A 26,259-nucleotide genomic window follows, 5' to 3' on the forward strand; every position below is an offset into this window, starting at 1 on the left:
AAAGGAGCAGCGGCGCCTATCATCGATTTTTAAGATACGCCCGACCTTTAAAAGTCGGGCGTGTTTGCTTATAAGTAAAAGGGAGGCGGCGTAAGTGTCTAAGCAATACCACACCATTTATGCCGATCCTCCTTGCTGTTATTGAACCCTGAGTTCCTGCTTAAGTGCTTGTTGCAGGAGCGCCGAGTAGTTGAGCTTCTGCTCTTCCGCAAGCTCCGCAAGATAGGCTGGGATCGTAAGGGTCTTTTTAACAGCTTTCTGGCTCCATGCCCGGCGAACTGGGGGCATGAAGGCAACCACGAGCTGAGTGACGGAATCATCGCTTTGATTTAACGGTATATCGCTGGGGGCAGGTATATCCTCCTTACCTTTTTCCAGAAAATAGAGACAGTCCTCCAGTGTATATTTCGCCTGGTCGATGGCCTCCTCCAGCGTATCCGCCGAAGTATAGCAATTATCCAGATCAGGGAATCTTACGTCCCACATTCCCTCCTCATCCTTAGAAAAGATGGCGGGGAAAATATAGCGGTCAGGATACTTTTTCATGTTATCAACTCCTTTATTTATCTTTTTGTCCAAAGGGGCCGGGGCTATTTAAGCCCCAGCGCCTTCTTTATTGCTTGATCCACTCCGATGGAGATTTTATAGGGGATTGGAAAACCTCTTTGTCCTTCTTTGGAGGCCCAGTAATGGCTTCCTTTTCCCCGGCTCTCTGTTACCGTCCAGCCAAGTTCTCTTGCTATTTTTACGAACTCGCTTTGTGTGTATCTTTTATTGGCTGGATATTCTTTTTTCACTGTTGAGCCGCCTCCTTTCGATGAATTAATTATAGCACAAATATGACACGTGTCAATACGTATCGATAAATAATTTAGCACAATTTTCCCAGACAGGAGGGATGAGAATGCGAAAGACTGTACCTATCAGGACACAGCCGGAAATACAAAGTTTCCTCAAGCGGCTGAGAGAATGGAATCAAAACTACTACATGGGCGCCCTGATCGGTATTCAGTGGGGGATTCGCTGCTCCGACATTCTTGCCCTCACCGTTGACGACGTACTCGCAGGAACGGGTAAGCGGGTACAGATCATTGACCGAATAGAGATCAAAGAGATCAAGACAGGCCATGAGCGTACCATCCTGATAACCGACGACATGAAAGACGAGTTGTACATGCACATAAAGGGTATGGGCAAGAATGTGGATAGGAATTGCCCCCTTGTCCTGTCGCGCAATAGAAATGAGTTTGGAGAGTGCAAGCCGATATCACGACAAAGGCTTTGGGCCGTACTTAAACAGGTTGCGGACGAGCTGGGGATAAAAGGCCCTATTGGCATGCACAGCCTCAGAAAGACCTGGGCTTTCCAAGTATGGCAGAAGGGCGTGCGAATAGATGTTATACAGAAAGAGTTTGGGCATGCCTCGGTTGCAACCACTCATAGATACGCATGTATACCAGATGAGAGCAGGGACGCGCTCTATGAAAAAATAAACTTTGCCCGCACATCAAGGTGGAAGAGCACCTCAAACCGAAATGGGTAAGGCGCGATTTTTGCGGAAAAGTCCAAAAGTCGAAAGTTTTGAGCGCTTCGACATCTTTTTGAACCATCGTTTTTCAAAAAGCCCGACTGGCACAAGGTTTCTGACGCACTGTTGAACGAGACACAATGCTAGTTATGTCTTGTTCATTTAAGGGTAGGGCAGAGGGGCAGAAAATCCGCTGATAGAGCGCATTTATGGGGTGACATGGGTCCTCCCGGCAGGGGGGCCCCGAAAGCGGGTCAGCGAGCCGCGGCTTTTATGTAGTTTTGTTCAGGAATTACCCCATTTCGGTTTATTTTATCTTGATATACATACACGTAGTATTCAAAAAAGGAGGGCGAAAATGGACATATCTGATATCAAGTTGACAACAAAAGAAATTGCCGACCTTTTTCGCCTGACAGAGACGCGCGTTCAGCAGCTGGCAAAGAAAAAGATCATCCCGAAATTGGGACGAGGCGAATTTGAATTAAAACCTGCGGCTCAATCATATATACAGTATCTGCAGGGGCAGATCACAGGCGCGGTTATCGCCGATACCTCCGAGTTGGAGATGCGCAAGCTGGCGGCGGAGGCACAGGAGCGCGAGGCAAAGGCCAAGATGGCGCAGCTAAACCTATCGGTCATGCAGGGTGATCTTCACGAGTCACGGGTCGTTGAGCAATTCATGACGGACGTAATCATCGCATGCCGTCAAAGAATGCTGGCAATCCCGTCACGAGCGACGGGGCTGCTCGTAGGTAAAAAAGACCAGACGGAGATCGCGTCAATACTGCGCGAATTGCTTCAGGAGGCATTGGAATCGCTAGCTGACCTGGACCCGGCTAAATTGACGGAACTGAACGAAAAATACGTGCCTCCGAGGAGCGAAGAAAATGCACTACCCTCGGAAGAGCGCTGACCTTTTTCGGCGGATATTATGCGCTTTCCGCCCTCCTCCGGATATTAGTGTCTCTGAATGGGCCGAAACATATAGATATATACCGGAGGGAGCGGCGGAACCGGGACGTTGGCGCAACTCGCGAACGCCTCACCTGGTGGGAATAATGGACGCATTAAGCGACAGCTCCGTATCCACCGTCGTAGCGATGCTTGCCAGTCAGACGGGGAAATCGGAGTTCCTGCTAAACACAATCGGACGTTATGCGCATGTCTCACCGGCCCTGATTCTGATGCTCAGACCGACACAGGATGACGCACGTACCTTTTCCAAAGAACGCATCGCGCCGATGATAAGCGCGACGCCTGAGCTAAAAGATAGATTCGGCTCGCCGAAAACGCGCGATGGCGATAATACGATCCTAAACAAAAAATTCCCCGGCGGCTTTCTGTCCATAGTTGGCTCTAACGCTCCGTCTGGGTTGGCATCGAGGCCGATAAAACTGCTGCTTGCGGACGAGGTTGACCGCTACGAGGCAAGCGCCGGGACCGAAGGAGACCCGATATCACTGGCAGAAAAGCGCCTGACGACCTTTTGGGATCGTAAGATGGCTCTTGTTTCCTCGCCTGGTGACGCAGAGACAAGCCGGATAGAACCGGCGTATAAGACAACCACGATGGAACGCTGGAATCTGCCATGCCCGAAGTGTGGAGAATATCAGCCGCTTGAATGGTCTGGGCTGATTTATAAAGATCTGTCCGCGCCTGTTTACCGTTGCCGCGTATGTGGGGAGACCAGCGAAGAATACGAATGGAAAGGTGGTACGGGCCGCTGGATTGCAGAATTTCCGGAGCGTAAAGACAGAGGCTTCCATGCGAGCTCGCTTATCTCTTTTTTTATTGACTGGCCGGAGTTGGTAAAAGAATGGCTCTTCGCCAGTTCGGAATCGAAAAAGGGCAATAACGAACCTCTTAAGGTTTTCATCAACACCAGGCTTGGTGAGACGTGGACCCAGCCAGGGCAGCAGGTCGAAGAAGATGAGGTCACCAAACGAAAGGAACCTTATGTATATCGCAAGCCGGACGGCAGTTATATCCCCTGTGAAGTGCCGGACGGAGTGTTATTGCTGACGGCTGGTGTAGACGTACAGGATAACCGCTTTGAGGTGGAGGTCGTTGGATGGGGGCCGGAATGGGAATCATGGGGAATCGAGTACCGGGTGATCATGGGCAATCCCAGCACACAAGAGGCATGGGACGCTCTGGATGAATACCTGCTCCGCAGATGGCGTTATGGCGACGGTACGGAGTTAGGCATCGCCGGGGCGGCTATCGACTCGGGCGACGGTGGCCACACTTCGGACGTATATCGTTTTACAAAACCGCGTGAGTCCCGGCACATTTTCGCCATAAAAGGACAGGGTGGCGTCGGCGTGCCGATGGTGGCCAGAGCCACGCAGAACACCCGCAACCGCGCGACCCTGTTCGTCTTAGGCGTTGATGAGATAAAGGGAAAGATACTCTCCGACCTGAAAAGAACGGAGCCCGGCGCGGGGTACTGTCATTTCCCACTTTCGGCAGACCTCGACGACGCCCACAGGCGGGGGTATACGGATACCTATTTTAAGGGGCTCGTTTCGGAGCGTCGGGTTTTCAAATACAACAAAGGCTACAAGAAATACGAGTGGATAAAAGAGTCGGGCGTACGCAACGAACCGATTGACTGCCGCGCCTATGCGCGCGGTATAGTCGCAATCATCAACCCTAACTTCTATCGTCTGCAAAAATTACGTGAAAAACAGCGCGGCATGAGGGGCGCTAATGCTCCCATAACGGTCGCGCCAGTGGCAAAACGTAAGAAAAAGAGCCGTGGAAGCAAGGGAATATCCATCTAAGGAGGGTGAATTATGGCGCTGACACAGGCCAGACGGCAATACATAATACAGCGGCTTAACCTCTATCTTGATGCCGAAGAGATGGTTCTCAAGGGGCAGTCATACAGGATCGGCTCGCGGTCGGTGACAAGGGCCGACCTGCCCGCGATACAGGCAAAAATTAAAGAGTTGGAAAGCGAGCTGGACAATGACGGACGTAAAAAACGCACGGTGCGGATAGTTCCGAGGGATATCTAATGTGTCCGGCTGAAAAACGGGAAACAAAAACGAAGTTGGATAAGGTGTTCGGCAGACCATATTCGCGCGGCAAATACCACATCCTTAACAGCGGTTATTCGCATCACGGGGCCAATATGGTGAAAAAAAGCCTCATCGGCTGGGACTCGACCAGCTTAGGGCCGAAATCTGATATTGACGACAATATAAATCGGCTGCGGCAGCGTTCACGTGACCTTTATATGGGCGGGGCGCTTGTTGCCACCGGCGCGATTAAGACCATACGAACCAATGTGATTGGCGCTGGGCTGAAAGTTAAGCCAGCAATACACGCCAACGTCCTTGGCCTTTCCGACGAAGAGGCGGAGGAATGGCAGCGCCGGGCGCAGCAGGAATTTAATCTTTGGGCCGGTTCCAAAAACAGCGACGCCGCAAGACGCAATAATTTTGCGGAGCTCCAGCAGCTTGCATTCATCAGTTGGTTGGTCAGCGGTGATGTTTTTGTCGTCCCTAAATTCAAAAAACGTATAGATACTCCCTATGAGACATGTGTGCTGCTGGTCGATGCTGACCGGGTCTGCAACCCTCAGATGTCAGATGTCGGAGACCGTACGATCATCGAGGGGCTTGAATTTTCGGACGATGGAGAGGTGGTTGCCTTTCATATCTGCAATCAGCATCCCTATGATTCAGTAAATAGTAAAATCCCTCGGAAATGGACGCGCGTCGAAGCATATGGAAAAAAGACGGGCCGTCCCAACGTTCTGCACATAATGGAGATGGAGCGGACGGGGCAGGCTCGCGGGGTGCCGATGTTGGCCCCAATAATCGAGGCGGCGAAGCAGCTGGGCCGGTATACGGAGGCTGAACTTGTCGCGGCGGTCGTGGCGGGAATGTTTACCGTTTTTCTCTCGACCGAAACACCTAACGAGCCGCTTGGACAGAGTGCCGTACCCGATGAAGAGCTGATAGATGAGGACGACGAGAATACAGTTGAGCTTGGGAATGGTGCAGTCGTAGATCTCGGTCCCAACGGAAAGGCGCAGACTGTGAATCCCGGACGCCCTTACGCGGGATTCAATGATTTTGTCGTCGCCGTCTGCCGCCAGATCGGCGCTGCTCTTGAGCTCCCTTACGAGGTGTTGACGAAACAGTTCACCTCCAGCTACAGCGCTTCACGCGGTGCTCTGATTGAGGCGTGGAAAATGTACAAAATGCGCCGTAGTTGGTTCATAAGTGATTTCTGCCAGCCAATATACGAAGAGGTGATCTCCGAGGCGATAGCTTTGGGGCGGATAGAGGCACCTGGTTTCTGGTCTGACCCGCTTATACGCTCAGCATGGCTTAACGCGGAGTGGTACGGTCCGACTCAAGGACAGTTGGACCCGTTAAAAGAGGTCAATGCGGCGGCCAAACGAGTAGAAGAGGGCTTTTCGACAGGCGCGCGTGAAACCTCAGAACTCACTGGCGGCGAGTTTGAAGCCAATGTCGAGCAGATAAAACGTGAAAACCGGCTCAAGGAAATAGCTGGAATGAAGAAAAACGGAGGTGGAGACAGTGCGGTTTTGGGAGATGAACAAGACCCGGATAAAGAATGAAGCTGGAGAATCAGAGGAAATCGGCGAGATATTAGTCTATGGGCCGATCTCCGAAGATTCGTGGTGGGGCGACGAAGTAACGCCGAAGGAATTTCGCGATGATCTGAAAACGCTGGGCGACGTAAAGAATATACAGGTTCGCATAAACAGCTACGGCGGGCACGTTTCGGCAGGAACGGCCATATATTCGCTTCTTAAGCAGCATCCCGCGAATGTGACGGCCTTCGTTGACGGGTTCGCTCTTTCGGCGGCTTCCGTAATAGCGATGGCGGGGGATAAGATCGTCATGCCCGGCAACGCGATGATGATGATTCATAATCCTTCGTCGGTGGCGGTGGGCGATTCTCACGAGATGCGAAAGGTGGCGGACATACTCGATAAAATCCGCGAAGCTATGCTCTCCGCCTATATGCAAAAGACCGGGCTCGCGAAAGACGAATTGATAAACCTCCTTGATGAAGAGACATGGATGACCGCGGATGAAGCAAAAGAAAGGGGGTTTTGCAGATGAGGTGATAGAACCGCTTGTGGCAGTTGCCGCAGTAAAACCGGGAAATATATCTATCAATGGGCAGCAATTTGACCTATCCGGGTATAAGAGAGCCCCGAAAGGGTTACTGGAAAAGATAGAAAGAGAGGTAAAAAGCATGACGGTAGAAGACAAAACACTGGCGGGTGCACCTGCCACAGATCCCACTTCTGTAGCGGCAGAGCCACAGAGTCCCCCTGCAAATGTAGAGGAGCTGATCGCGAATGCAGTATCGGCGGCTGTCGCCGAAGAGCGTGCGCGAGTAGCCGCGATTGAGGATCTGGCAATTTCAGGGGCGGAGGAGATTATAGCAGCCGCAAAAGCAGACGGGACGCCCGCCGCCGAGGTTGCGGCAAAGGTTGTGAAGGCGCTTAAGACCCAGGGAGCCGTAGCCTTTATGCAGCGTAAAGAAGATGCAATGAACAGCGGTGCTGATGGCATCAGTGCCGCCTCTACCGCTGACGGGATAGGAAATCCAAAGCCTACAGACGAAGAGAGTAAAAGGGCTGAGGCTCTGAAAAAAGAACTGAAAGAACGGAGGGAACAGAAATAATGAGAGATCTTTATACGAAACTGGGAAGCGTCGATCCAACGAACCTGATCGCGGGTTCAAGGTATCCCATCGACCATATAGGCGTTACGCTGGCCGAAGATACCGGAGAGATAAAAAATGGGACAGTCCTTGGAAAGATCACGGCAACGGGCGTATATGTGCCCGTTGACAGTACCGCTACGGATGGCTCTGAGAGTCCTGTCTGCGTATTAGCGGAGGATATCGATACGGCAATACTGACGGATGCAGTCGCGTACCGTTGCGGATATTTCTACCGCGACGCGCTCATCTTTGGCGGCAGCGACACATATGAGAATCACGAGCTGGAAATGCAGCGGTTGGGGCTCTACATGACCAAAGGCGTAAATGAGAAAGGAGCAGTGGCATAATGGCAGGAACTATAGACATCACCCGCACGAGGGCAATGCTGGAAGCGGTAAGGGATATACGCCCGATCCCATCTTTTTTTCGTGATACCTTCTTCGGCGGCGCGCCGAAGTATTTCACTACGGAAAAGGTGGATTTTGACTATAAGAAGGGAAACAATGTAATGGCCCCCTTCGTAGCGCCGCTTGTCGGAGGCATTCCGATGAAGCGCGACGGTTTCACGACCAGAACGCTCACCCCGCCTAAGATAGCGCCTGAACGAGTAATCACGGCGGAGGATCTGAAAAATCGTGAAATGGGTGAGGCCGTATATTCGAGCAAGACGCCCGCAGAGAGAGCTCGTACTCTGGAGGCCGACGACTACGACGAACTGGACAGGGCGATAAGCCTCCGCGAAGAGTGGATGGTACGCGAGCTGCTATTTAACGGAAAAATCTCCATAAAGGCAGAGGTGCCGATGGGGACGGCGCTTGAGATGCAGATCGATTACCAGTTTACGAACAAGGAGATACTGACGGGGACGGACCTCTGGACCTCAGACAGCGCGAAGCCTATTGACCAGATGGTAGCATGGAGGGCTGAGATCGTAAAGAATAGCGGAGTAGGCCCGGATATCATCCTCACCGACTCCAATACTGCGCTGATGTTCCTGCACCATGCAAACGTAAAGAATATGTTCGATATTAAGGATTATAAGATGGGAGAGCTGGCTCCTGCTATACGGAGTACGCTCGTAACATATATCGGCAGACTGCCTATCGTCGGTTGTGACCTATACGCCTACGACGGAACGTATGTTGATCCTGAGACGGGCAACGTAACGCCGTTTGTTCCCGAAAAAACCGTGCTGATGGGCTCGCGCGCTGCGCAGAATAAAATGTACTATGGTGCGATCACCCAGATGGACGACAACGGCGCGTTCCAGACCGTCGCGCTTGGACGAGTTCCGCTTGTGCTCTTCGACCAAGACGCATCGACGCGGACTCTGCGCCTGCAGTCTCGCCCGCTGCCGATGCCGGAAAACGTCGATGGCTGGGCTGTAAGGCAGGTGGCATAAATGCCCTTCATCGTTGCGCCGAAGTGGCGGTTTTTAGACAAAAACGGCAAGATGAGGTATGCAGGAGAGAGAATAAAGGCTACCGATCTTACCAAAGCGGATAAAGATCGTCTGCTTGCCGGCGGCATCTTGCTCCGAGAGCCGGAGGAAGAAGATGATGACGATGGAAAGGAACCTGGAAGCGGTATTCCCGGCAAAGAAGCAGAGCCGGGGACCGGCTGCGACGGAACCCCTCAAGACGCTTAAAGGATATATCGCCGACGACCTTATCAAGGGTGCCGTTTGGTTCACGGACACGGAAATGGCAGAGTATCACGACATCAACGGTGCGCGTATACTCTGCCTTTTTGATAAATATGAAATGGCAATGGCAGCTGCGGGAAATAGCCGCTCGACAGTATCTGTCGAGCAATCAGGTATCCAGGCGGATATGTATTTGCTTTTCATACGTGCCGACGAATACAACGGCACGCCAAGGCGTGAACAGGAGATAAAGGTTGACGGCAGAAAATTTTACATTGTCGGCGCCATCGAGTACAACGGAGTGTATGAGATTACCTTGTCTGCGAGGTTGGTTAGATGATTCTCCTTTCTTTTGAAGTTCCCGATGAAGAGTTTAAGCGTGCGTATAATGCGCTGCAGCACATTCATGGAGGAGCTCCTAAAGCGATCATGAGGGCCCTGAATCATGCCGCGTATAAAGCCAGAAAAGAGGCAGTAGAAGCGGTTTGTGCGAACTACGCGGTGAAGCCTGCAGAAGTTCGCAGGACTATGGTGATAAAAAGGGCAACTCCGAACAATCTGTTATGCGAAATAATATCTGAAGGCTCGCCGCGTCCCCTGATAAAGTTCAATGTGAATCCCAAAAAGCCACCTGTCCAGTCGGGCAAACGCATATCGCAGCGGAAAAAGATTGTCGCCGGTGTAAAATTTGGAGTTCAAAAGGCGCTTCCGTTTGCATTCATCGCTAAGCTGGATAACGGACATATCGGAGTATTCTCCAGAAAGGAAGGCAAAAGCCTGCCCATAAAGCAGCGCTATTCGCTGTCGATTCCGCAGGCTTTTGGAAATGATTCCATACGGGAATTTCTCTTGGGTCAGGCGATAATGAATTTCAGTGTTGAACTCGACCGACAGATAGATTTGATTTTAGGAGGCGGCAAGTGATGATCCCACTTCATACTGTCTATGCTATCAGAGATTTTCTGCGGGAGCATCTGGGGGATCTTAAATTACCTGCGCCTGATGAAAAGACGCAAGCAATTCATTTTTACACCATGGCGTTACCGCAGCCCGGAGCCCAGACGATGATGCCGCGCACGGAAGACAAAGACGGGAACGAATTGCCTCACAAAATAGCAGCTGACGATGATGATGACGAGCTGGCGGATGGTGAGAGCGGCTACACGCGTAAAGAGGCGCGAGAGATATTTCCTGCCATTATCATACGTCCGCTTAAATGCTCTGGTGACGCAGACAGTGAGTCAATGCTGGATGAACTGACAGTATCCATCACAGTTGGTGTCTACGAGGATTCAAATTCATGCTATGAGGGGCTGGAATGGGTCGTCATAATTCTTGAGCGCATGCGTCAGCTCTTTCAAAAATACAGGGTGCTTGACGAAAGGTATGAAATACAGCTTCCTCAGACATGGGAGCTGTACGACGAAGTTGTGCGTCCATTCTGGTTTGGTGAAATGGTTACTGTATGGAGCATACCGCGCCTGTTCAACGAGAAAGAAGGTTATTAAGAAATGGCAAAAAAAATTAACATGTCTAACGATGAGCCAGTTATTTACTGTGGTCCGAGCATTCCTAAGTTTGGACTCGTGCAGTTTGCAATTTACAGGGGATACTTGCCTGAAAACGTAAATAATGCCGCTGCACGGATTGAAGAAATAAAAAAGGTAATAGTCCCGATCCACAGGCTGAACGCTTTTCGCCGCGAACTTGCGAAGATAGGCAGCGAAGCACATAGGCTATACAACTTAATAGCAGAACAAGCAAAGGAGCGTGATATATAGTGGTATATAAGCATGGTGCATACGCAAGAGAGGTCCCGACCTCCATACTTCCTCCTGTAACAGTAGATTCTGCGTTGCCTGTTTTTATAGGCACGGCTCCGCTGCATCTCAGCAAAACCGGAGCGGGGGAGGATCTGGCTAAAAAGGTAAACATGCCGATACTATGCTATACGTATGACGAAGCGTGCGACTCGTTGGGGTTCGTCAGCGATTCAGCAAGATGGGGAGATTACACTCTCTCCGAATGCATTAAAGCGCAATATGCGCTTTTTGGAATTGCCCCAGCGATATTCATCAACGTGCTCGATCCAGAAAACACATCGCACATAGAGGTAAAAACTATCGCAGCGATGGCTGTGGATGATAAGGTAATAAACCTTGGTGCCGATGTCATCTCCAGTACCGTTACAGTCAAAGCCAGCGAATCTGGAGAAGCGTTGACGGCAGGTACAGACTATTCCGTGGCCTACGATGCTCATGGTAACTGCGTAATAAACGTACTGGAAGGCGGAACAGCGGAGAACATGACGGAGTTGTATGTCGGTTATACTGTGCTAAAGCCTTCGTCCGTAAGTAAAAATGACATTATAGGTGGATACGATACAGCAAGCGGAAAGTACAAAGGGTTGGAACTGGTAAATCTCATCTATCCAAAATACCAGCTTGTCCCCGGTTCTCTCGTGGCCCCCAAATTCTCGCAAGATTCCGGTGTAGCCGCCGTTATGGAAGCGAAAGCTGAATCAATATCCGGCTGCTATAAGGCTCTTGCGCTGGTGGATCTCGGCTGTGGATCGGATGGAGCGATATCATATACCGATGCTCCCGCCCTCAAAACCAGCAAAAATTTCGTGAATGAGCTTCAGGTTGTTTCGTGGCCGATGGCGACGCTGGGTGATGACCGATACCATCTTTCTGTATTGCTCGCTGGCCTTTTGGGGAGTACGGATAATAAATGGAACAATATACCAGTAAAGTCGCCGTCAAATATGACACTACCGATTGATGGAATATGTGACGCTGCAGGAAACGAGATTAACCTTACTCAGGAGCAGGGTAATTATTTGAACGGTCAAGGAATAACAACCGCGCTGAACAATGGTGGGTGGCATTTTTGGGGTAACCGCACAGGGATATATCCGTCTAGTACGGACCCTAAAGATACGTTCATTCCGATACGTAGGATGTTTAATTGGATCAGCAATACGCTTATCACAACATGGCTCCAGCGTGTAGATTATCCAATAGTTAACCGCACGATAGAAACTATGGTTGACTCCATCAACATCTGGCTAAACGGACTTGCCGCCCAGGAGTGCCTTATCGGACACCCCAAAGTGAAGTTTATCGAAAGTGAAAATCCAACAACAAGCCTCATGGACGGTATAGTGACATTACACGTCTATGTGACACCTCCAAGTCCGATGCGGGAATTGGATTTTGTGTTGGAATATGATGTGAGCCAGATTAAAAGCCTTTTTGGAGAGGAATAGAGGTGGAATAGATGCCTAAAATACCGGACAAAAATATTAACTTCAACATCTATAACGAAGACAATATCCTCTATGGAGTAGCGGAAGTAACCCTGCCAGACTTTGAAGCTATGGCGGAATCAATGTCTGGAGCAGGCATAGCCGGAGAGGCTGAAATCCCTGTCATCGGGCATTTTGGCTCAATGGGGCTCTCTATGAAGTGGAGGACTGTTACCAAAGAAGCCAGTGACTTAATGGCTCAAAAGGCGCATAGCTTGGAATGCAGGGGATCTGTGCAGCGATATAACGCCGGAGAAGGCAAGCTGGAGAGCTATCCAATAAAAATTACGACAAAAGCGGTGCCTAAAAAATTTGGTCTTGGTTCGCTCAATGTTGGCAAATCATCTGACAGCGAGAGTTCTTTTGAGATACTGTACATAAAGGTAGTTGTTGACGGAGCGGAAGTTGTAGAGCTTGACAAATATAACTATATATTCCGCGTCAACGATGTGGACTATCTTGAGTCGATACGCAAAGACCTTGGGCTTGGAAACTAAAGGAGGATTTAAAGAATGAAGATTATGTTATCTAAGGAATTTGTTTTTGAAGGAAAAACCTATAGTGAAGTTGATTTAAATCTTGAAAACCTCACAGGCGCGGATCTTGAAGCGGCAGAGAGGATCGCCATATCCGAAGGCGGGGGCTTAGGAAATTTTGCTGAACTGTGTAAGCCTTTTCAAGCGGCTGTAGCGGCGAGAGCCGCCAAACTGCCGCTTGAGTTTTTTCATAGCCTGCCGGCGAAAGACTACTCTCTTATTACTTTGTCGGTTGGCAATTTTTTGCTAAAGTAGACCTTTCCCTTCCTGTCAGCGGCATAAAAAAAATAAGGAGGGCGGCACTGTGGTGCTCCAGCTCCGAAACCTATACGCCAGTTACGTATTGGATGAATATGCCGTTAAACAGCCTTATGATGTGGATAGAGGTAATTAACGAGATGAAAAAGGAGGCGGAAAGTTGAAAGCCTATCAAATTGCAATAGAATTGACCGGAAAGGTGAACGGAAATATCAGCTCCGCCTCCAACTCTGTGGCCACATCGTTGGGAGCTCTTTCCGACAAGGTAAAGACCCTGAATGCAGCGCAGAGCAAATTGTCTGACGCGCAGAAATTAAAGGGATCTCTTTCTGAAACGCTGCAAAAATATCGAGAATCTCAATCGGCGATAGCAAATCTCAAAACCGCATATTCTGAACAAAAGGCGAAGCTGCAGGAAATGCAAAACGCATATAAAGCAGCCTTAGCAAATACTGTTGCGTTACGTGACGCACTCGGCGCTGAAAAGATAACGCTTTCGGAACTACAGCTAGCCTATAAAAGCAACACCGGCGACAGAGCGTCTTTACAGACACAAATTGTTGCACAAAAAGAAGCGGTAAGGAAGGCAACGGATGAATACAAGAACTCGGTATCCGTTGCCAAGGAAGTAGGCGTCAGCCTTAATAATGTGCGCGTTGAAACTTCGGCTAGCAAAAAAGAGTTAGATGGTGCGAAAAAGTCATCCCAAAAATTAAGGGAGGATTTTAGTAAACAACATGAAAAACTGAGTGCACTGCGTACGGAGATGGCAAAGGCTGGGATCTCAGGTAAGAACCTGGCCCTTGTCCAGAATCAAATTGCAACCGCGGCACAGAGGGCTACGGCCGCACAAGAGAGGCTACGCAACTCACAGGCCAAGCTAAATGCGGTAAGGGAAAGGATGTCGCTCAACAGCCTTCAGGCTGAGGTTGCGCCTGTGATGGCGCTTGGCGGAGCTCTTTATACGACGGTTAAGTCAGCGGCGGCATTTGAAAGCACAATGGCCGGAATAAAAAAGGTTGTAGATTTTGACAGCCCGGAAGAGTTTAAACAGACAAGTAAAGACCTTCAGGAGCTTTCCTTACGCATTCCGATGACCACCAAGCAGCTGGGAGAAATCTATGCAGCTGGAGGCCAGGGCAATATTGCTAAAAAAGATTTGCTCGGATTCACGGAAACAGCGGCGAAAATGGGTGTAGCTTTCGATGTCTCTGCAGAGCAAGCTGGCGCTTGGATGGCAAAATGGCGCTCCGCATTGGGAATGAATCAAGAGCAGGTCGTAGAACTTGCCGACCAAATCAATTATCTGGGAAATAATTCTGCGGCAAATGCCGCACAGATATCGTCGGTAGTAAGTCGCATTGGCGCGCTGGGCAAAGTTGGCAACGTAACAGGGAGTCAAATAGCGGCAATGGGAGCTACGATCATAGGCGCGGGACAATCTGAAGAGATTGCAGCTACTGGCATAAAGAATTTTATGCTTGCGCTTACATCCGGGGCCTCAGCGACAAAAACGCAAGTGGGAGCATTTGCACAATTACGAATAGATCCTGAAAAACTTGCTGGAGAAATGATGAAGGACCCAGAAAAAGTTATGGTTGGTGTCCTTGAGAGAATCGCGGAGGTAAAGCCAGAACAGCGTGCATCTCTACTAGGTGACCTTTTTGGCAAGGAAAGTATTGCGGCGATAGCACCAATGCTTTCAAATATTGGTGCGTTCAAGAAAAACTTAGCTCTTACAAAAAATGGTTATGCCGGCAGTATGGAAAAAGAGTTTGAATCCATGGCCGGAACTGCGACCAATTCGTTTGAGTTGATAAAAAATTCCGCTGATGTTATACAGCAAACATTGGGTACTTCGCTGTTGCCAGTAGTAAAAGAGCTGTCGGCAGGAGCGGTAAGCGGAGCGAGGGCTTTCGGAGAATTTGCCCAAGCGCATCCCAAACTGATCGAATATGCTGTAAAGCTTGTGGCCGCCGGAGCTGCGCTAAAAGTGTTCCGCGTTGGCGGCGGCTTTGTTGCTGACTTAATAAGGCTGCCATACCTCACCGCTGCCAACAGTATCAATAAGTTGCGGGCCGCATATGACCTGGCGAACGGATCTCTTGTGCAAATGGGTAAAAATACTACGGCATATAAGCTTGCTGCCAAAGGGGCATCTGCAGCTCAATGGCTATGGAATGGGGCAATGACCGCCGGAAGGTGGTTGCTAGATGTAGGAAAACTTATAGCATATAAGGTATATACACTAGCCGTCAGCGCCGCTACGAAATTATGGTCTGCAGCGCAATGGGTGTTAAACGCAGCTTTAAACGCCAATCCGATAGGACTCACCATTACGGTAATTGCAGGGCTTGTAGCCGTTATGTCAGTGCTGTATCAGAAATTTGAAGGCGTACGAAACGTTGTAGACGCGACATGGGGTGTTCTAAAAGGAGCAGGCAACGCGGTTGTAGCCTTCTTTGGCGGCGGAGGAGAGATTTCCGCTCCGAAGATGGCAAGCGTGCCTGCCCACGCTGCCGGAGGAATATTCAACCGTCCACACATTGGAATGGTGGCAGACGGCAAAGAACCCGAATCCATCATTCCGTGGAATAGTCGAGGGCGCTCTATCTGGGAGATGACAGGAGAACAAAATAACTGGAATACCCGAACGTCAACTTTTTCGCCAAACGTTACAATCAATGTACAAGGAGGTACTCCGGAAACAGGGAAAAATGTCGCTAACGAAGTTGAACGTGCGCTACAGCGACTGGCGCATGAACGCGAAAGAAGGAGTTTTGCATGAGCACTTATACGACCAAGCAAGGCGATATGTGGGATATGATCTGTTATCGGCTCTTTCCTGATGTCGGCAAAGAAATGTGCATGGACAAGCTCATTGACGCGAATCCAGAAGAAATAAACAGAACCGTATTCCCGGCTGGGGTTGTTCTTCGCGTACCTGAGATATCAGTCTCTGTCGTTAACGATTTGCCTCCATGGAAGAAATGAATTATAATTGTACTACACAAAATGGAGGTGAGGAAGATGCGCCCAGTTACTGAAACTGAGATCGAAAGTGCAGCACGGAGGGAAAAGTTGCGTTGTATTGCTCGTTATGAAAGGGAACGTGAACTGAATCGACCTGGTATAATCTGGACCCTGATCCAGCTTATTGTCGGATTGTATCTTCTCAAACTTCTGTTTTTTTCAACGCCGTTCAGCTTGATAGGGGCGGTAATTGGAGTTGTGGCATCCTTATGCTGGGTATTCTTTCTTTTTTCTGAAAGACTTTACTAACGATAAGATAAGATAAAATGAATAGTAGATAAATGGGCCGCCCTTTAGGGCGGCTTATTTGTTGTGAGTGAGGTATTCGATGTCAGAATTTTACACAGCCTGCTACACTGCAATAAAGATAATTTATGAAGGGGTTAATATCTCTGCTGACATTGCCCCATATCTTTTATCCTTTGACTACACAGATAAATCTTCGGATGAATCAGACGATATCCAGATTACGCTCGAAGATAAAAACGGCAAATGGCTTTCCCCATGGTTTCCGTCCAAAGGGGATAAAATAAAAGCTTCTATAGAATTTTACAGCTATGGCAAAAATAGGAAAACTCTATCATTACCCTGTGGAAGTTTTGAAGTTGATGAAATTGAATTTTCCGAACCGCCGATGCAGATCACAGTCAAAGCCGTGGCGACTCCCATTACTAGTTCTGCTGTTGGTCAGCTTAAAACAAAGGCGTGGGAAAATATCAACTTAAAAAATATTGCACAAGAAATAGCAAATAGCAATGCACTCACGCTATTTTTTGATTCAACAAGGAATCCAGTTTATACACGCAAAGATCAGATAAAGATATCAGATCTAAATTTTCTCAAGGGGCTTTGTCGCGATGCCGGATTTGCTTGTAAATGCACCGCTGGCCAGATAGTAATTTTTGAAGAAAGTCTTTACGAAGAAAAACAACCTGTCTGTACTGTTCATCGAGGAGACAGTCGAATAATAAGCACGTCTTTTCGTAGCAAGACTACCGATACTTATAAGGCAGCGAATGTGACCTATCATGATTCGCTTTTGGACGAAACACAATCCGCAACGGTAAGTGCGGACGACGCACCGGATAATGGCAAAACACTGGAAATAAATCAATCTGTAATTTCAGTAGCGGAGGCTGAGTCACTCGGAACTGCGCGACTGAGAAACGCAAATAAGAGAGAAAACAGTGGCCATATCACATTGACGGGAATGCCAGGTGCTGTTGGCGGCGGTGTGATCGAGTGCTCTGGTTGGGGTGAGTTCGACGGGCGATACTTTATAGTATCTGCGAAGCATAGCTATTCCGAGTCTGGATATCAAGTCGAACTTGAAATAAACGAAACAGCTTCGTCAAAAAGCTCGAAGAAAAAGAAGAAGAATAAGCAAAAAATCGTTGTACAACATGATAGCCTTTTATAAGAGGTGGGAAGATGAATGAAGAAAGCAGAATGCGGGTTGGCCGCGTCTCTTCAGTCGATGAAAATAATTGTACTGTGCGAGTAGTGTTTCCCGATGCCTCCAACCTCGTGAGTGGCCCATTGCAAATGATCATTCCATTTTCACAAAAAAATCATGCGTATTACTTGCCCGATATTAATGAGCAAGTGTTCTGCCTGCTAATGGGAAATGGTGTTGAGCGTGGAATATGTCTTGGGGCTGTTTATAGCAAAAAGGACCAGCCGATATGCAAAAACAGGGATCGTTATTACATAGAGTTTGAAGGCGGCGCGCACATACTTATTGACCGCAAAGAAAAGGTTGTGCAGATACAAGGCTTTTGCGGAGAATTCTTGAAATTTGACAATGGCAGTATGTTTCTTGATTTGCCAGGCGTGATTTCATGGCTTAACGGGGATATGCCTACACCGCTAGAGGAGGAGTAAGATGCCAGCTGTAACACGAAAAGGGGACATGTGTACTGGACACGGCTGATGGCCCCCGCGACCTTCGGTCGAAGGGACAACAAGATTTATTTTGAGTGGGAAAGAGGTGCATCTCCAGGGCGATGCATGGGCCCCTCATACATGTCCCAGTATTCCGGAAACTCATGGGAGCCTACTTGCACGAGGCGCACCTCGTTTTCGTATCCATGGTAAAGAGGTTGGTAGGGTACGTGATCCTGTGGCCTGTGGTTCCAGCGTTGCCACAGGTGAAGACAGGTTTAAAGTAGGTGACTAAATATGGCAACCGTAGGGACTTTTGGCGATGTGGTATTTGAAGCAAGCGTTGAGACGGTGCGAACTTTCTCTGAATTACAACGCACAACGGCGGCTCGTTGGGGGGTGCATAGTGTCCTCGGTGCGAAACCTATTGCAGAATTTGTTGGGCCAGAAACAGATGAGGTCTCACTTCCTGTTCGCCTAAATGTCCTTTTTCTTGGTGGTGCGACGGTAGAAGATGAGATAAAAAAGCTGAGAGACATTGTGCTGCAGGGAAAGGTCGGAGTGCTAACTATCGGCGAGGATATTTTTGGAAAATATTATCTCGAAAGTTTATCAGAAACGCGAAAATATTTTGGTAAACGCGGGGAAACGCTCTTTGCAGAACTTACTTTATCGTTAAAAGAGTACGTAGAGAGGAAATAGTATGAATACGTCAATTCAAACATTGAGATTGTCAAAGTTGGAAGCAGACGTTTTTTCACATCGAGATGTGATAGAAGATGTGTGCCTTTGCCTAACAACATTGTTCACGACACGGAAGTATTCCGTACCGCTCGACAGGGATTTTGGCCTAGAGATGGATGCGCTTGACGAACCGTCACCTCGTGCTATGGCTCTGATACGGAGTGCTATATATAGCGCTGCTGATAAGTATGAGCCGAGGGCAGAGATAATAAGCGTTGCTTTCGAGGTAATATCAGACGCCGAAGACGATAAGGTTGTACCAGTCATTTCTTGGAAGTTAAAGGAGGAGTATCTCTGATGAACTCTTTGACGACTCTGCCGGACATTAGTTTTACGGATAAAGACCCAGAATTGATTCTTTCAGAGATAATATCTAGGTATGAAAAAACCGCACAGGTTACTCTTTATCAAGGAGATCCTGTGCGGCTTTTTCTTGAAGCAATCGCCTATATTATTGCTCACCAGCGCAGCCTGATTGACTATGCCGCGAAGCAGAACCTTCTCGCTTATGCCACGGGGTATTATTTGGAGCATTTAGGTATATTGCTCGGTGTAGACCGCCTGAAAGCAGCCGCCACGACAACGACGCTGCGATTCAAACTTTCCGCGCCGTTAGATTTTCCCGTGCTCATACCTGCCGGTACGCGCGCCAGCGACGGCGGCAACGGGCTGATGTTTGCCTCGGTGGAAGATGTGCTGATATATAGCGGTGATACATACGCCGATGTACAGGCATTTTGCACCGAAACTGGAGAAGCTAGAAATGGCATGATAGCCGGACAGATAAAATATCTGGTAGATCCTGTCCCATACATAGCCGGAGTAGAAAACAGATCCGCCACAACTGGCGGCGCGGACGAGGAGAGCGACGAATCTCTGCGCGAGCGCGTGCAAATGGCCCCGGAGAGCTTTTCCGTTGCGGGGGCGTCGGGGGCCTATGAATATTGGGCCCGAACCGCGCACCAGGATATTATCGACGTGGCCGTCATAGGCCCGGAGGATGAGCCCGGAAACGTATACGTATACCCGCTTATGGCAGACGGAAAACTACCATCGCAAGAAATATTAAATCTTATCGATGGGGTCCTAAACGATGAAAAAGTTCGTCCGCTAAGTGACCATGTTTTTGTGCAAGCCCCGGACGAGATAAATTATCATACCGAATTAATTTACTATATTGCGCACAAAAGCGCGACATCTGCCGCGTCGATACAAAAAGCCGTCGCTGCGGCTGTCGCAGATTTCGAGCTCTGGCAGAAGTCAAAGCTCGGACGGGACATCAATCCCAGCGAGTTGATAAGAATGGTAATGTCTGCAGGCGCTCTGCGCGTTGAGGTTACGCAGCCCCAACATACCGTATTGACCGGCTCACAGGTCGCCATTGCAGACAGCGAAGCAACGGTGACTTTCGGAGGGTTGGAAGATGGCTAAAACGGCGAGGGATATCCTGCTCGAAGATATACTGCCATCGTCAATCGGCATATATCAGGAGGTCTTGCAGGCAGCGCGCGCAATAGACCCCGACCTGCACTATCTTAGCGGCCTGATAGGTCAGCTGCCCATTTACAGCCGTATCGACGAGCTGCCCTCTGATTGGCTGGATCATCTTGCGTGGCAATGGCACGCCGACGTATATGAGCCTGTAGATCTTAGCTTGGAGCAAAAACGCTACATAGCCAAGACCTCCCTCATGATACACCGCTATAAGGGTACACGCTGGGCCATCACCACGGCCTTGAAAACTCTGGGCTTTCAGCGCATAGACATACAAGAGCACTGGCAGCTGGACAGCAAACCTTACACCTTTGCGATTCAGCTCGCGCCACTTGATGAGACTTTGATTCATGACGCGAAAAGGTTCATTGAAGCCTACAAACCAGCACGAAGCCAGTTGATATCATTAGACTTAAAGCTCTATCTCAATGATGAAGAGAAAGCCGAGGACAAGTTTTCGGCAATGTTATCCCCTCAGCTCTCCGATACCGTACCTCTCGACGACGGCGAACAGTTCTATGCGGTGATACAGCCATTTTTCAACGAATCGCCGTGGTTCCGTCATTACTACGGCGAGGACGGGCTGGCCTACGACGGAACAATTCGCTACGACAGCCAGGATGAAGAGTCCGAATTAATTAAGGCCAGGATCGCAACACAAATCGAAGATGTTGTCGAGAGCAGCGAACGCACCATCACAACGATAAAAATAATAGTCTAGGAGGCAAATCATAATGAAAACAATAGCAGCGGCGGAATATCCGCAGGTAAAGGGGCGGCTCGTATTTCGCGTCATCCGCGATGGGCAGATAATCCACACGGGAAAAGATAACCTAATCGTAACCAGCGGGCGCAACGCGCTTGCAAAGCTGTTGAGCGGTCAAACCGGCATGCACATCGCGCAGGTGGGCGTTGGGACCGGCGGCTCTCCGACAGATGCTAGTGATACCGGCATCACCGGAGCCGTAAAGGTCAATGTCTCCGAGGCGCGTGTCGGTGTTGGGCTTGAAGCAGAGGATGGCACAATCTTTGATGATCCCCGCGTCGTACAGTTCCATTTTGTGTTCGGCATAGATACCGCCGTTGGTATGGACATCGCCGAATATGGCCTTTTCTGCGCCGACGGCAGCCTCTTCTCGCGCGTCATCCGCGAAAAACCGCTGCCCAAGAGCAACACCGACAAGATCATCGGCTTTTGGCAGATCACGTTCTAAGGATTGACTGAAGATGGCAAACATAATTGAAAGCTCCGTATGGGAGGAGGGCGTGCGCGAAGTCGGCCAGAACGAACCGGTCACGGGCGGGCGCACCGGCACGGTAAACCTATCCCTGCAGGACATCGCCAATCGTACCGTATGGCTAAGAGACCAACTTAAAGCCCTCGGTGACGATCTGGCCGCGCTCGAAGTGGCGACAGACGAAAAGATAGATACCACTCTCAAAAAGGCCAACGACCTGAGCGATGTGCATGACGTCCCGACGGCGCGGAAAAATCTCGGTATCGCCACGCTGGCAGAAACCCTGCAAACAATCTATCCGGTTGGCGCGATATACATCTCCGTCGCCGCGACCAGTCCGGCGACGCTCTTCGGCTTCGGCAAATGGGAGCAGATACAGGGCCGATTCATCGTCGGAGCGGGGCAATCCTATGCGCCGGGGGCTACGGGCGGTGAGGATAAACACATCCTCACCGTGAATGAAATGCCGGAACATGGGCACAGCGCGACCAGCACCCAGAACGACGGGCATACTCATTCCGGGTCGGCCAGTACCACCGGAAGACACCAACACGGCACATACGGCGAAGCGGGAACCGGCCCGTGGGGCAACTACATGGGAAGCCCAGGAAACAGACATGGCATTGACGGAGGAGACAACGACAACAACTGGTACAACACCTCGCCGGACGGCGACCACTCGCACATAATCACCATTGGAAAAAGCGGCGCGCACGCCCACACAATAACCGTTAAAAACACCGGCGGCGGTGAGGCGCACAACAACATGCCGCCTTACTTCGCCGCTTACATCTGGCGGCGCACGGCGTAAGAAAGCAGGTGACACAATGCCCGAAATACTTGAAGCAAAAGACGGCGGCGTAATAGAAAAAAGCCTCGTGATGCGCTTAGTTATCCTTGACTACTATGATACCGAGGCGGAAATGAGGGCGGCCCATCCCACCGGAGCCGACGGCGACTGCTATAAAGTAGGCGACGACCTCTGTCTATGGGGACCGGCAGCCCAAGGCTGGATAAACATCGGTCCCTTGCGGGGTGAAGCTGGAGGCAGCTCCTATCTACACATCCGCTATTCCGCCGTCGCCAATCCGACAGACACACAAATATCAACCACGCCTAACGACTACATGGGCACCTGTGTAATTAGCTCGCCCACAGCGCCCACCACAGCAGCAAGCTATGCATGGTACAAAATAAAAGGAGACGCACCGGTACTAAACGAGGCGTCGGTCTCACAGGCGGGCATAGTTACAACCGGCCCGCAGTCCTTTGCGGGGGAAAAATCGTTTCCCGGCGGCATCGTCGGGAATCTCACCGGGGTCGCCTATTCGGCATATAGACCTGAATACCAGGCAATACCTGAGAACGCTGACCTTAATACATACAAGACAGCAGGACACTATACTTGCGGTGGAAATGCAGTTGCAAATACCGTTACTAATACTCCTAGTTCAGGTTCTTTTAATATGGAGGTCATATATACTGTTGTTCCTACTGGTAGTTATATAAAACAAACAGTGAATATGTATTATACTGGTATTGTATTCTATAGAGTGTTCGATGCTGATGCAACCCAATGGTCTACTTGGAAGCAAATGGCGACTATGGATGATATCCCCGCCGTCGCAGACACTTCCATAGTGAAGGAAAAAATACAAAATTTAGGGACAGTTGGGTCAATCGAAGTAAATCCTGATAATGGACAGGTGATAGTAGCTACACTAAGCACAACTGGAAATGTTCCAGCAGATGTATCATTTGAAATTCCATTAGACCCTGTAGAACCAGAAGGACCAGATGACCCTGACGCACCTGTTCCCCCAGTTAGGGCTGTGTCTGAACCACTAGCACGTACAGTTACATTAATTTTGAAACTGACCTCTACAACGCCCGGTGTCGAGTGGTGGGGTGATATTCTGTGGGCAAATGGAGAAGCGCCTGTACTGAAACCGTCTACAACAAATATCATTACGTTAATTACTCTTAATATGGGTACGTGGTACGGAGTTTCTGCTACAGAATTTGCGTAAGGGGAAAAGGATCAATGGCCCAATCGGGATTGAATCTGTTGATTGTAGCGATAGCTATATTCATAGCGGTTTACACGGTGAAAAAAATTAAGGAGCTGGCTGAAATGAGACGATTTATGATACAAGATAGTGGTGGGGGGATTCCTCCTCTTCCTGATACAGCATTTGACGTATGGGATGGGACTTTTCCTACAACTGACCCTTTCCTAAGTGGGCCTGATGCTGATGGTTGGTACATAATAGATTCTGCTAGTAAAATGGCGGCCTTTACTATGAAAACTAATTATCAGGCGTATTCAGGTTGGACAGCATTTCCAATGTACGACGTTAAAGTAAAAGTCACTAAAAATATAGATATGAATAATAAAGTTACACTTCCTATTGGTACGCGGGCTTATTCTAAAAGTAATTTCGGATTTACAGGTTACTTTGATGGTCAAGGTCATACTATTAGAAATGTAAATATGATAAGTGATTCTGCTGATAGTGAAGTCGGGTTCTTTTGTTTTGTTAGAAAAGTAGATGCAACGCCTCAAGGAACCATTATTAAAAATTTTCAACTTACTGGAAGTATAACACCAACAGAATTAACTAATTATTTTGGTGGTGTTGTTGGTTTCGCTCAGGACACTAAAATACAAAATGTAGTTAGTAATATAAGTATGGTACAAGACCAAAACTGGGCCAGTCTTATGAATGTTGGAGGAATAGCTGGGGCTTATGTATCCAATTTAACTTTAGATGAAGTCTTTAATAATTGTGTTGTGTTAAATAACATAATAGTTCCTGTTATGTATAATCCCATGAACATTGGGGGTATTGTTGGGATTTTTTCAGGAGATAACATTATTAATAATTGTACTTTTAATGGTGATGAAATAAGTGTAAATGATGTGGAACATACTGTTGGTGGTATATGTGGTCTGGGTGATCCTGCTTCGAGTATAATTGAGTGTAGTGCTTATGCAATACAACCTCAAGGTTCTTCGTCATTTGGGGGGATAGTAGGTGGAGGGTCAATCCATGTAAATTCATGTTACTACAGTGATGGTAATGATAATGGCTATGGTGGTACTATGGTATCTGCTACTAATGTATTTCCTATTACCTCATGTATTTTAAGAGAGTATGCGTATCCCGCTAATAAAAATTGTTGGATGAAAGGTACAAACTACCCAAAAAATGTAGATTTAGCTTCTAATGATATTTATATACAAATACAAGATGGTACAGGTACAGAGATTAGGACTTTTAGCTTACCAGTGCAAAAACAAGCTAGTGACCCTGAATATACGTTAGTAGACTTAACTGGTGGTGTTAAAGGTTTAGCAAATGCACCTATGTCTAATGCAAATCCCGCTACTACAGTAATTGAGTTTAAGATTGGAGATGGGGGGGGGAAGTAACTCCTAGTATTACAGAAACAATAAACTGGACCATTCAAAATGGAGTAGCAACATTAAAGATAGGTTCTGCTTTATCAGGTTGGAAAAATAATGGTGCAGGAGCAGATTATGACTGGTTTAATAATATGCTTTGTATAACTTTAAATGAGTATACGTGGTATGAAGTTTTAATACCAGTAAATCAATTCTTTGCTCCTACCAATTCCTGCTCCATGACGGTAGAATTACAAGAGGATGATTATATGGGAGTAACTTTTACTCCCATAGTTAGACAAGGTAGTAATTATTATCAGGGTGACTCCGTTCTACCGTTAGAAGATATTGCTACAGGGAAAGTGTTGCTAGAATTTTCTTCAGGAGATATGCCTAATGTAAATATGGAAATGGCCAGTTATGTAGGACTTCATATCGATAATGGGGATACAATGATTGGTCGTAATGAGATTTATATTAAGTCTATAACGTTGGATTTTAATTAAGGAGCTATACGGATGGAGAAATTACTTTTAGAGGTGCTGATAAGCGCCGTGCTGGCCTGCCTCATGCATGAGGCGGGCCATTATTTTACGGCGCTGTGTTTTGGCGAGCGGATCGTTTTTCGGTTCGCCTGGGGTAAGCTGTGGGGCAAGGTGTCGATACCGCGTGGTGTCTGGTATATGCCGGAAGGTTTTTCGGTGCGGCATAAGAAGATAACGGCGGTTGCCGGGTTCGGAGCGGAGTTTTTAGCCGCTCCGATTTTTTATGCCGTGGGGCTTTGGGCGTACATTATTGTTGCGCTGCTGCACCTTATCCTCTACCGCTTTTACGCGGGCGAGGCGAGTGATTTTAAGTGGCTGTAGCCATATGGGAGGGATAGCTTAAATGGGAAGTTTTGAAAAGGCGCTCACCTTTGTATTTGGCTCCGAAGGTGGTAAAAGCAACCATCCCAACGACCGCGGCGGTGCGACCAACATGGGAATCACCGCTGGCACACTGGAGAGGGCGTACAAGCAGGGCATAGTCAAGCATCAGAATATCAAAGCCCTTACTCGCGCGGAGGCGGTGGAGATATATCGTGTGCTGTACTGGCGCCCATCCAAAGCAGATAAAATGCCGGAGCCGCTTTGCATGCTGCATTTCGACGCCGCGGTGAATCATGGACTGGGCGGGGCGGCAAAACTGATGCAAAAAACCATAAACAACTATGCCGCAAAAGCCGGACTAAAACTTTCTGTCGTCGTTGACGGCGAGCTGGGGCCCAAGTCTATGGCGGCGCTCGATGCCTGTATACGCTATAAAAATAACCTGCGCCTGATATGCGAGATATACATCAACGAGCGCGAGAAGTATTTCAGGGCGATTGTGGCGAACAACCCATCGCAGGCGTGTTTCCTGCGCGGGTGGCTGAATAGGATCGAGAAAAACCGGCGTCTGCTGGGATGAGGGG

33 protein-coding genes and 1 pseudogene are annotated in these 26,259 nt (G+C 48.7%); 32 read left to right on the top strand and 2 right to left on the bottom strand.

The genetic code is table 11. The features are described from left to right. Positions 1–138 precede the first annotated feature (138 nt). Complete coding sequence (locus tag LIO98_RS00895; RefSeq protein ID WP_291952428.1) at positions 139–579, bottom strand: type II toxin-antitoxin system HicB family antitoxin; 441 nt, start codon at positions 577–579, stop codon at positions 139–141. Between the two features lie 11 nt (positions 580–590). Next, positions 591–797: a type II toxin-antitoxin system HicA family toxin gene (locus LIO98_RS00900; protein WP_008710032.1), complete on the bottom strand. Its 207-nt coding sequence runs from the start codon at positions 795–797 to the stop codon at positions 591–593. 107 nt (positions 798–904) lie between these two features. On the opposite strand from LIO98_RS00900, the gene LIO98_RS00905 reads away from it, so the two are divergent. The 32 genes and pseudogenes from LIO98_RS00905 (at position 905) to LIO98_RS01055 (ending at position 26,255) form a co-directional block, all read left to right on the top strand. Continuing rightward, entirely contained in the window at positions 905–1,543 is a 639-nt protein-coding gene (locus tag LIO98_RS00905) for a tyrosine-type recombinase/integrase (RefSeq protein ID WP_291952429.1), read from the top strand. 364 nt (positions 1,544–1,907) lie between these two features. Next, positions 1,908–2,444 (top strand): hypothetical protein, encoded by a 537-nt coding sequence (locus tag LIO98_RS00910; protein ID WP_291952430.1) that lies wholly within the window; start codon positions 1,908–1,910, stop codon positions 2,442–2,444. Then, entirely contained in the window at positions 2,419–4,317 is a 1,899-nt protein-coding gene (locus LIO98_RS00915; protein WP_291952431.1) for a phage terminase large subunit family protein, read from the top strand. Before LIO98_RS00910 ends, LIO98_RS00915 begins: the two co-directional genes overlap by 26 nt. Positions 4,318–4,329: 12 nt before the next feature. Then, positions 4,330–4,554, top strand: a complete 225-nt coding sequence (locus LIO98_RS00920) for a DUF6148 family protein (RefSeq protein ID WP_291952432.1) — start codon at positions 4,330–4,332, stop codon at positions 4,552–4,554. A 44-nt stretch (positions 4,555–4,598) separates the two neighbouring features. Then, a complete protein-coding gene (locus tag LIO98_RS00925; protein WP_291952478.1) occupies positions 4,599–6,131 on the top strand; it encodes a phage portal protein in 1,533 nt (510 codons plus the stop codon). Continuing rightward, positions 6,106–6,642 (top strand): head maturation protease, ClpP-related, encoded by a 537-nt coding sequence (locus LIO98_RS00930; RefSeq protein ID WP_291952433.1) that lies wholly within the window; start codon positions 6,106–6,108, stop codon positions 6,640–6,642. The genes LIO98_RS00925 and LIO98_RS00930 overlap by 26 nt, the downstream gene beginning before the upstream one ends. Continuing rightward, complete coding sequence (locus LIO98_RS00935; protein ID WP_291952434.1) at positions 6,611–7,213, top strand: hypothetical protein; 603 nt, start codon at positions 6,611–6,613, stop codon at positions 7,211–7,213. The genes LIO98_RS00930 and LIO98_RS00935 overlap by 32 nt, the downstream gene beginning before the upstream one ends. Then, complete coding sequence (locus LIO98_RS00940; RefSeq protein ID WP_291952435.1) at positions 7,213–7,602, top strand: head decoration protein; 390 nt, start codon at positions 7,213–7,215, stop codon at positions 7,600–7,602. Before LIO98_RS00935 ends, LIO98_RS00940 begins: the two co-directional genes overlap by 1 nt. Further along, a complete protein-coding gene (locus LIO98_RS00945) occupies positions 7,602–8,657 on the top strand; it encodes a major capsid protein (protein WP_291952436.1) in 1,056 nt (351 codons plus the stop codon). Before LIO98_RS00940 ends, LIO98_RS00945 begins: the two co-directional genes overlap by 1 nt. Before the next feature lie 154 nt (positions 8,658–8,811). After that, a complete protein-coding gene (locus tag LIO98_RS00950) occupies positions 8,812–9,240 on the top strand; it encodes a hypothetical protein (protein WP_291952437.1) in 429 nt (142 codons plus the stop codon). Beyond that, positions 9,237–9,824: a phage tail protein gene (locus LIO98_RS00955; protein WP_291952438.1), complete on the top strand. Its 588-nt coding sequence runs from the start codon at positions 9,237–9,239 to the stop codon at positions 9,822–9,824. The genes LIO98_RS00950 and LIO98_RS00955 overlap by 4 nt, the downstream gene beginning before the upstream one ends. Continuing rightward, positions 9,824–10,408, top strand: coding sequence for a hypothetical protein (locus tag LIO98_RS00960; RefSeq protein WP_291952439.1), 585 nt, complete (start codon positions 9,824–9,826; stop codon positions 10,406–10,408). The genes LIO98_RS00955 and LIO98_RS00960 overlap by 1 nt, the downstream gene beginning before the upstream one ends. Positions 10,409–10,411: 3 nt before the next feature. Then, a complete protein-coding gene (locus LIO98_RS00965; RefSeq protein WP_291952440.1) occupies positions 10,412–10,681 on the top strand; it encodes a hypothetical protein in 270 nt (89 codons plus the stop codon). Next, on the top strand, positions 10,681–12,171 hold the full coding sequence (locus tag LIO98_RS00970; RefSeq protein WP_291952441.1) for a phage tail sheath family protein: 1,491 nt from the start codon (positions 10,681–10,683) through the stop codon (positions 12,169–12,171). The genes LIO98_RS00965 and LIO98_RS00970 overlap by 1 nt, the downstream gene beginning before the upstream one ends. An 11-nt stretch (positions 12,172–12,182) precedes the next feature. Next, entirely contained in the window at positions 12,183–12,707 is a 525-nt protein-coding gene (locus tag LIO98_RS00975) for a phage major tail tube protein (protein WP_291952442.1), read from the top strand. A 15-nt stretch (positions 12,708–12,722) separates the two neighbouring features. Continuing rightward, a complete protein-coding gene (locus LIO98_RS00980; RefSeq protein WP_291952443.1) occupies positions 12,723–13,001 on the top strand; it encodes a phage tail assembly protein in 279 nt (92 codons plus the stop codon). Between the two features lie 163 nt (positions 13,002–13,164). Continuing rightward, positions 13,165–15,792: a phage tail tape measure protein gene (locus LIO98_RS00985; protein WP_291952444.1), complete on the top strand. Its 2,628-nt coding sequence runs from the start codon at positions 13,165–13,167 to the stop codon at positions 15,790–15,792. Then, complete coding sequence (locus LIO98_RS00990; RefSeq protein ID WP_291952445.1) at positions 15,789–15,998, top strand: tail protein X; 210 nt, start codon at positions 15,789–15,791, stop codon at positions 15,996–15,998. Before LIO98_RS00985 ends, LIO98_RS00990 begins: the two co-directional genes overlap by 4 nt. Positions 15,999–16,365: 367 nt before the next feature. After that, positions 16,366–17,457 carry a contractile injection system protein, VgrG/Pvc8 family gene (locus LIO98_RS00995; protein ID WP_291952446.1) on the top strand — a complete coding sequence of 364 codons (1,092 nt, stop codon included), beginning with the start codon at positions 16,366–16,368 and terminating at the stop codon, positions 17,455–17,457. 11 nt (positions 17,458–17,468) lie between these two features. Further along, positions 17,469–17,921: a hypothetical protein gene (locus tag LIO98_RS01000; RefSeq protein ID WP_291952447.1), complete on the top strand. Its 453-nt coding sequence runs from the start codon at positions 17,469–17,471 to the stop codon at positions 17,919–17,921. A gap of 79 nt (positions 17,922–18,000) precedes the next feature. Further along, a pseudogene (locus LIO98_RS15375) lies at positions 18,001–18,216 on the top strand (PAAR domain-containing protein); the annotation flags it as partial. A 2-nt stretch (positions 18,217–18,218) separates the two neighbouring features. Next, positions 18,219–18,623: a phage tail protein gene (locus LIO98_RS01005; protein WP_291952448.1), complete on the top strand. Its 405-nt coding sequence runs from the start codon at positions 18,219–18,221 to the stop codon at positions 18,621–18,623. Positions 18,624–18,651: 28 nt separating this feature from the next. Beyond that, on the top strand, positions 18,652–18,963 hold the full coding sequence (locus tag LIO98_RS01010) for a GPW/gp25 family protein (RefSeq protein ID WP_291952449.1): 312 nt from the start codon (positions 18,652–18,654) through the stop codon (positions 18,961–18,963). Next, on the top strand, positions 18,963–20,096 hold the full coding sequence (locus tag LIO98_RS01015; RefSeq protein WP_291952450.1) for a baseplate J/gp47 family protein: 1,134 nt from the start codon (positions 18,963–18,965) through the stop codon (positions 20,094–20,096). The genes LIO98_RS01010 and LIO98_RS01015 overlap by 1 nt, the downstream gene beginning before the upstream one ends. Then, entirely contained in the window at positions 20,089–20,880 is a 792-nt protein-coding gene (locus LIO98_RS01020) for a phage tail protein I (protein ID WP_291952451.1), read from the top strand. The genes LIO98_RS01015 and LIO98_RS01020 overlap by 8 nt, the downstream gene beginning before the upstream one ends. A 13-nt stretch (positions 20,881–20,893) precedes the next feature. After that, a complete protein-coding gene (locus tag LIO98_RS01025) occupies positions 20,894–21,373 on the top strand; it encodes a hypothetical protein (RefSeq protein WP_291952452.1) in 480 nt (159 codons plus the stop codon). 13 nt (positions 21,374–21,386) lie between these two features. Beyond that, a complete protein-coding gene (locus tag LIO98_RS01030; protein WP_291952453.1) occupies positions 21,387–22,208 on the top strand; it encodes a hypothetical protein in 822 nt (273 codons plus the stop codon). A gap of 16 nt (positions 22,209–22,224) precedes the next feature. Continuing rightward, positions 22,225–23,427, top strand: coding sequence for a pyocin knob domain-containing protein (locus LIO98_RS01035; RefSeq protein WP_291952454.1), 1,203 nt, complete (start codon positions 22,225–22,227; stop codon positions 23,425–23,427). Positions 23,428–23,441: 14 nt separating this feature from the next. Beyond that, the gene (locus LIO98_RS01040; RefSeq protein ID WP_291952455.1) at positions 23,442–24,833 is read left to right on the top strand and encodes a hypothetical protein; all 1,392 of its coding nucleotides are present in this window, start codon (positions 23,442–23,444) and stop codon (positions 24,831–24,833) included. Positions 24,834–24,958: 125 nt separating this feature from the next. Next, on the top strand, positions 24,959–25,312 hold the full coding sequence (locus LIO98_RS01045) for a hypothetical protein (protein WP_291952456.1): 354 nt from the start codon (positions 24,959–24,961) through the stop codon (positions 25,310–25,312). Between the two features lie 12 nt (positions 25,313–25,324). After that, positions 25,325–25,672: a hypothetical protein gene (locus LIO98_RS01050; protein WP_291952457.1), complete on the top strand. Its 348-nt coding sequence runs from the start codon at positions 25,325–25,327 to the stop codon at positions 25,670–25,672. A gap of 22 nt (positions 25,673–25,694) precedes the next feature. Then, a complete protein-coding gene (locus tag LIO98_RS01055; RefSeq protein WP_291952458.1) occupies positions 25,695–26,255 on the top strand; it encodes a glycosyl hydrolase 108 family protein in 561 nt (186 codons plus the stop codon). Positions 26,256–26,259 lie beyond the last annotated feature (4 nt).

This window comes from Cloacibacillus sp., from assembly GCF_020860125.1.
In the GTDB taxonomy this organism is placed as follows: domain Bacteria; phylum Synergistota; class Synergistia; order Synergistales; family Synergistaceae; genus Cloacibacillus.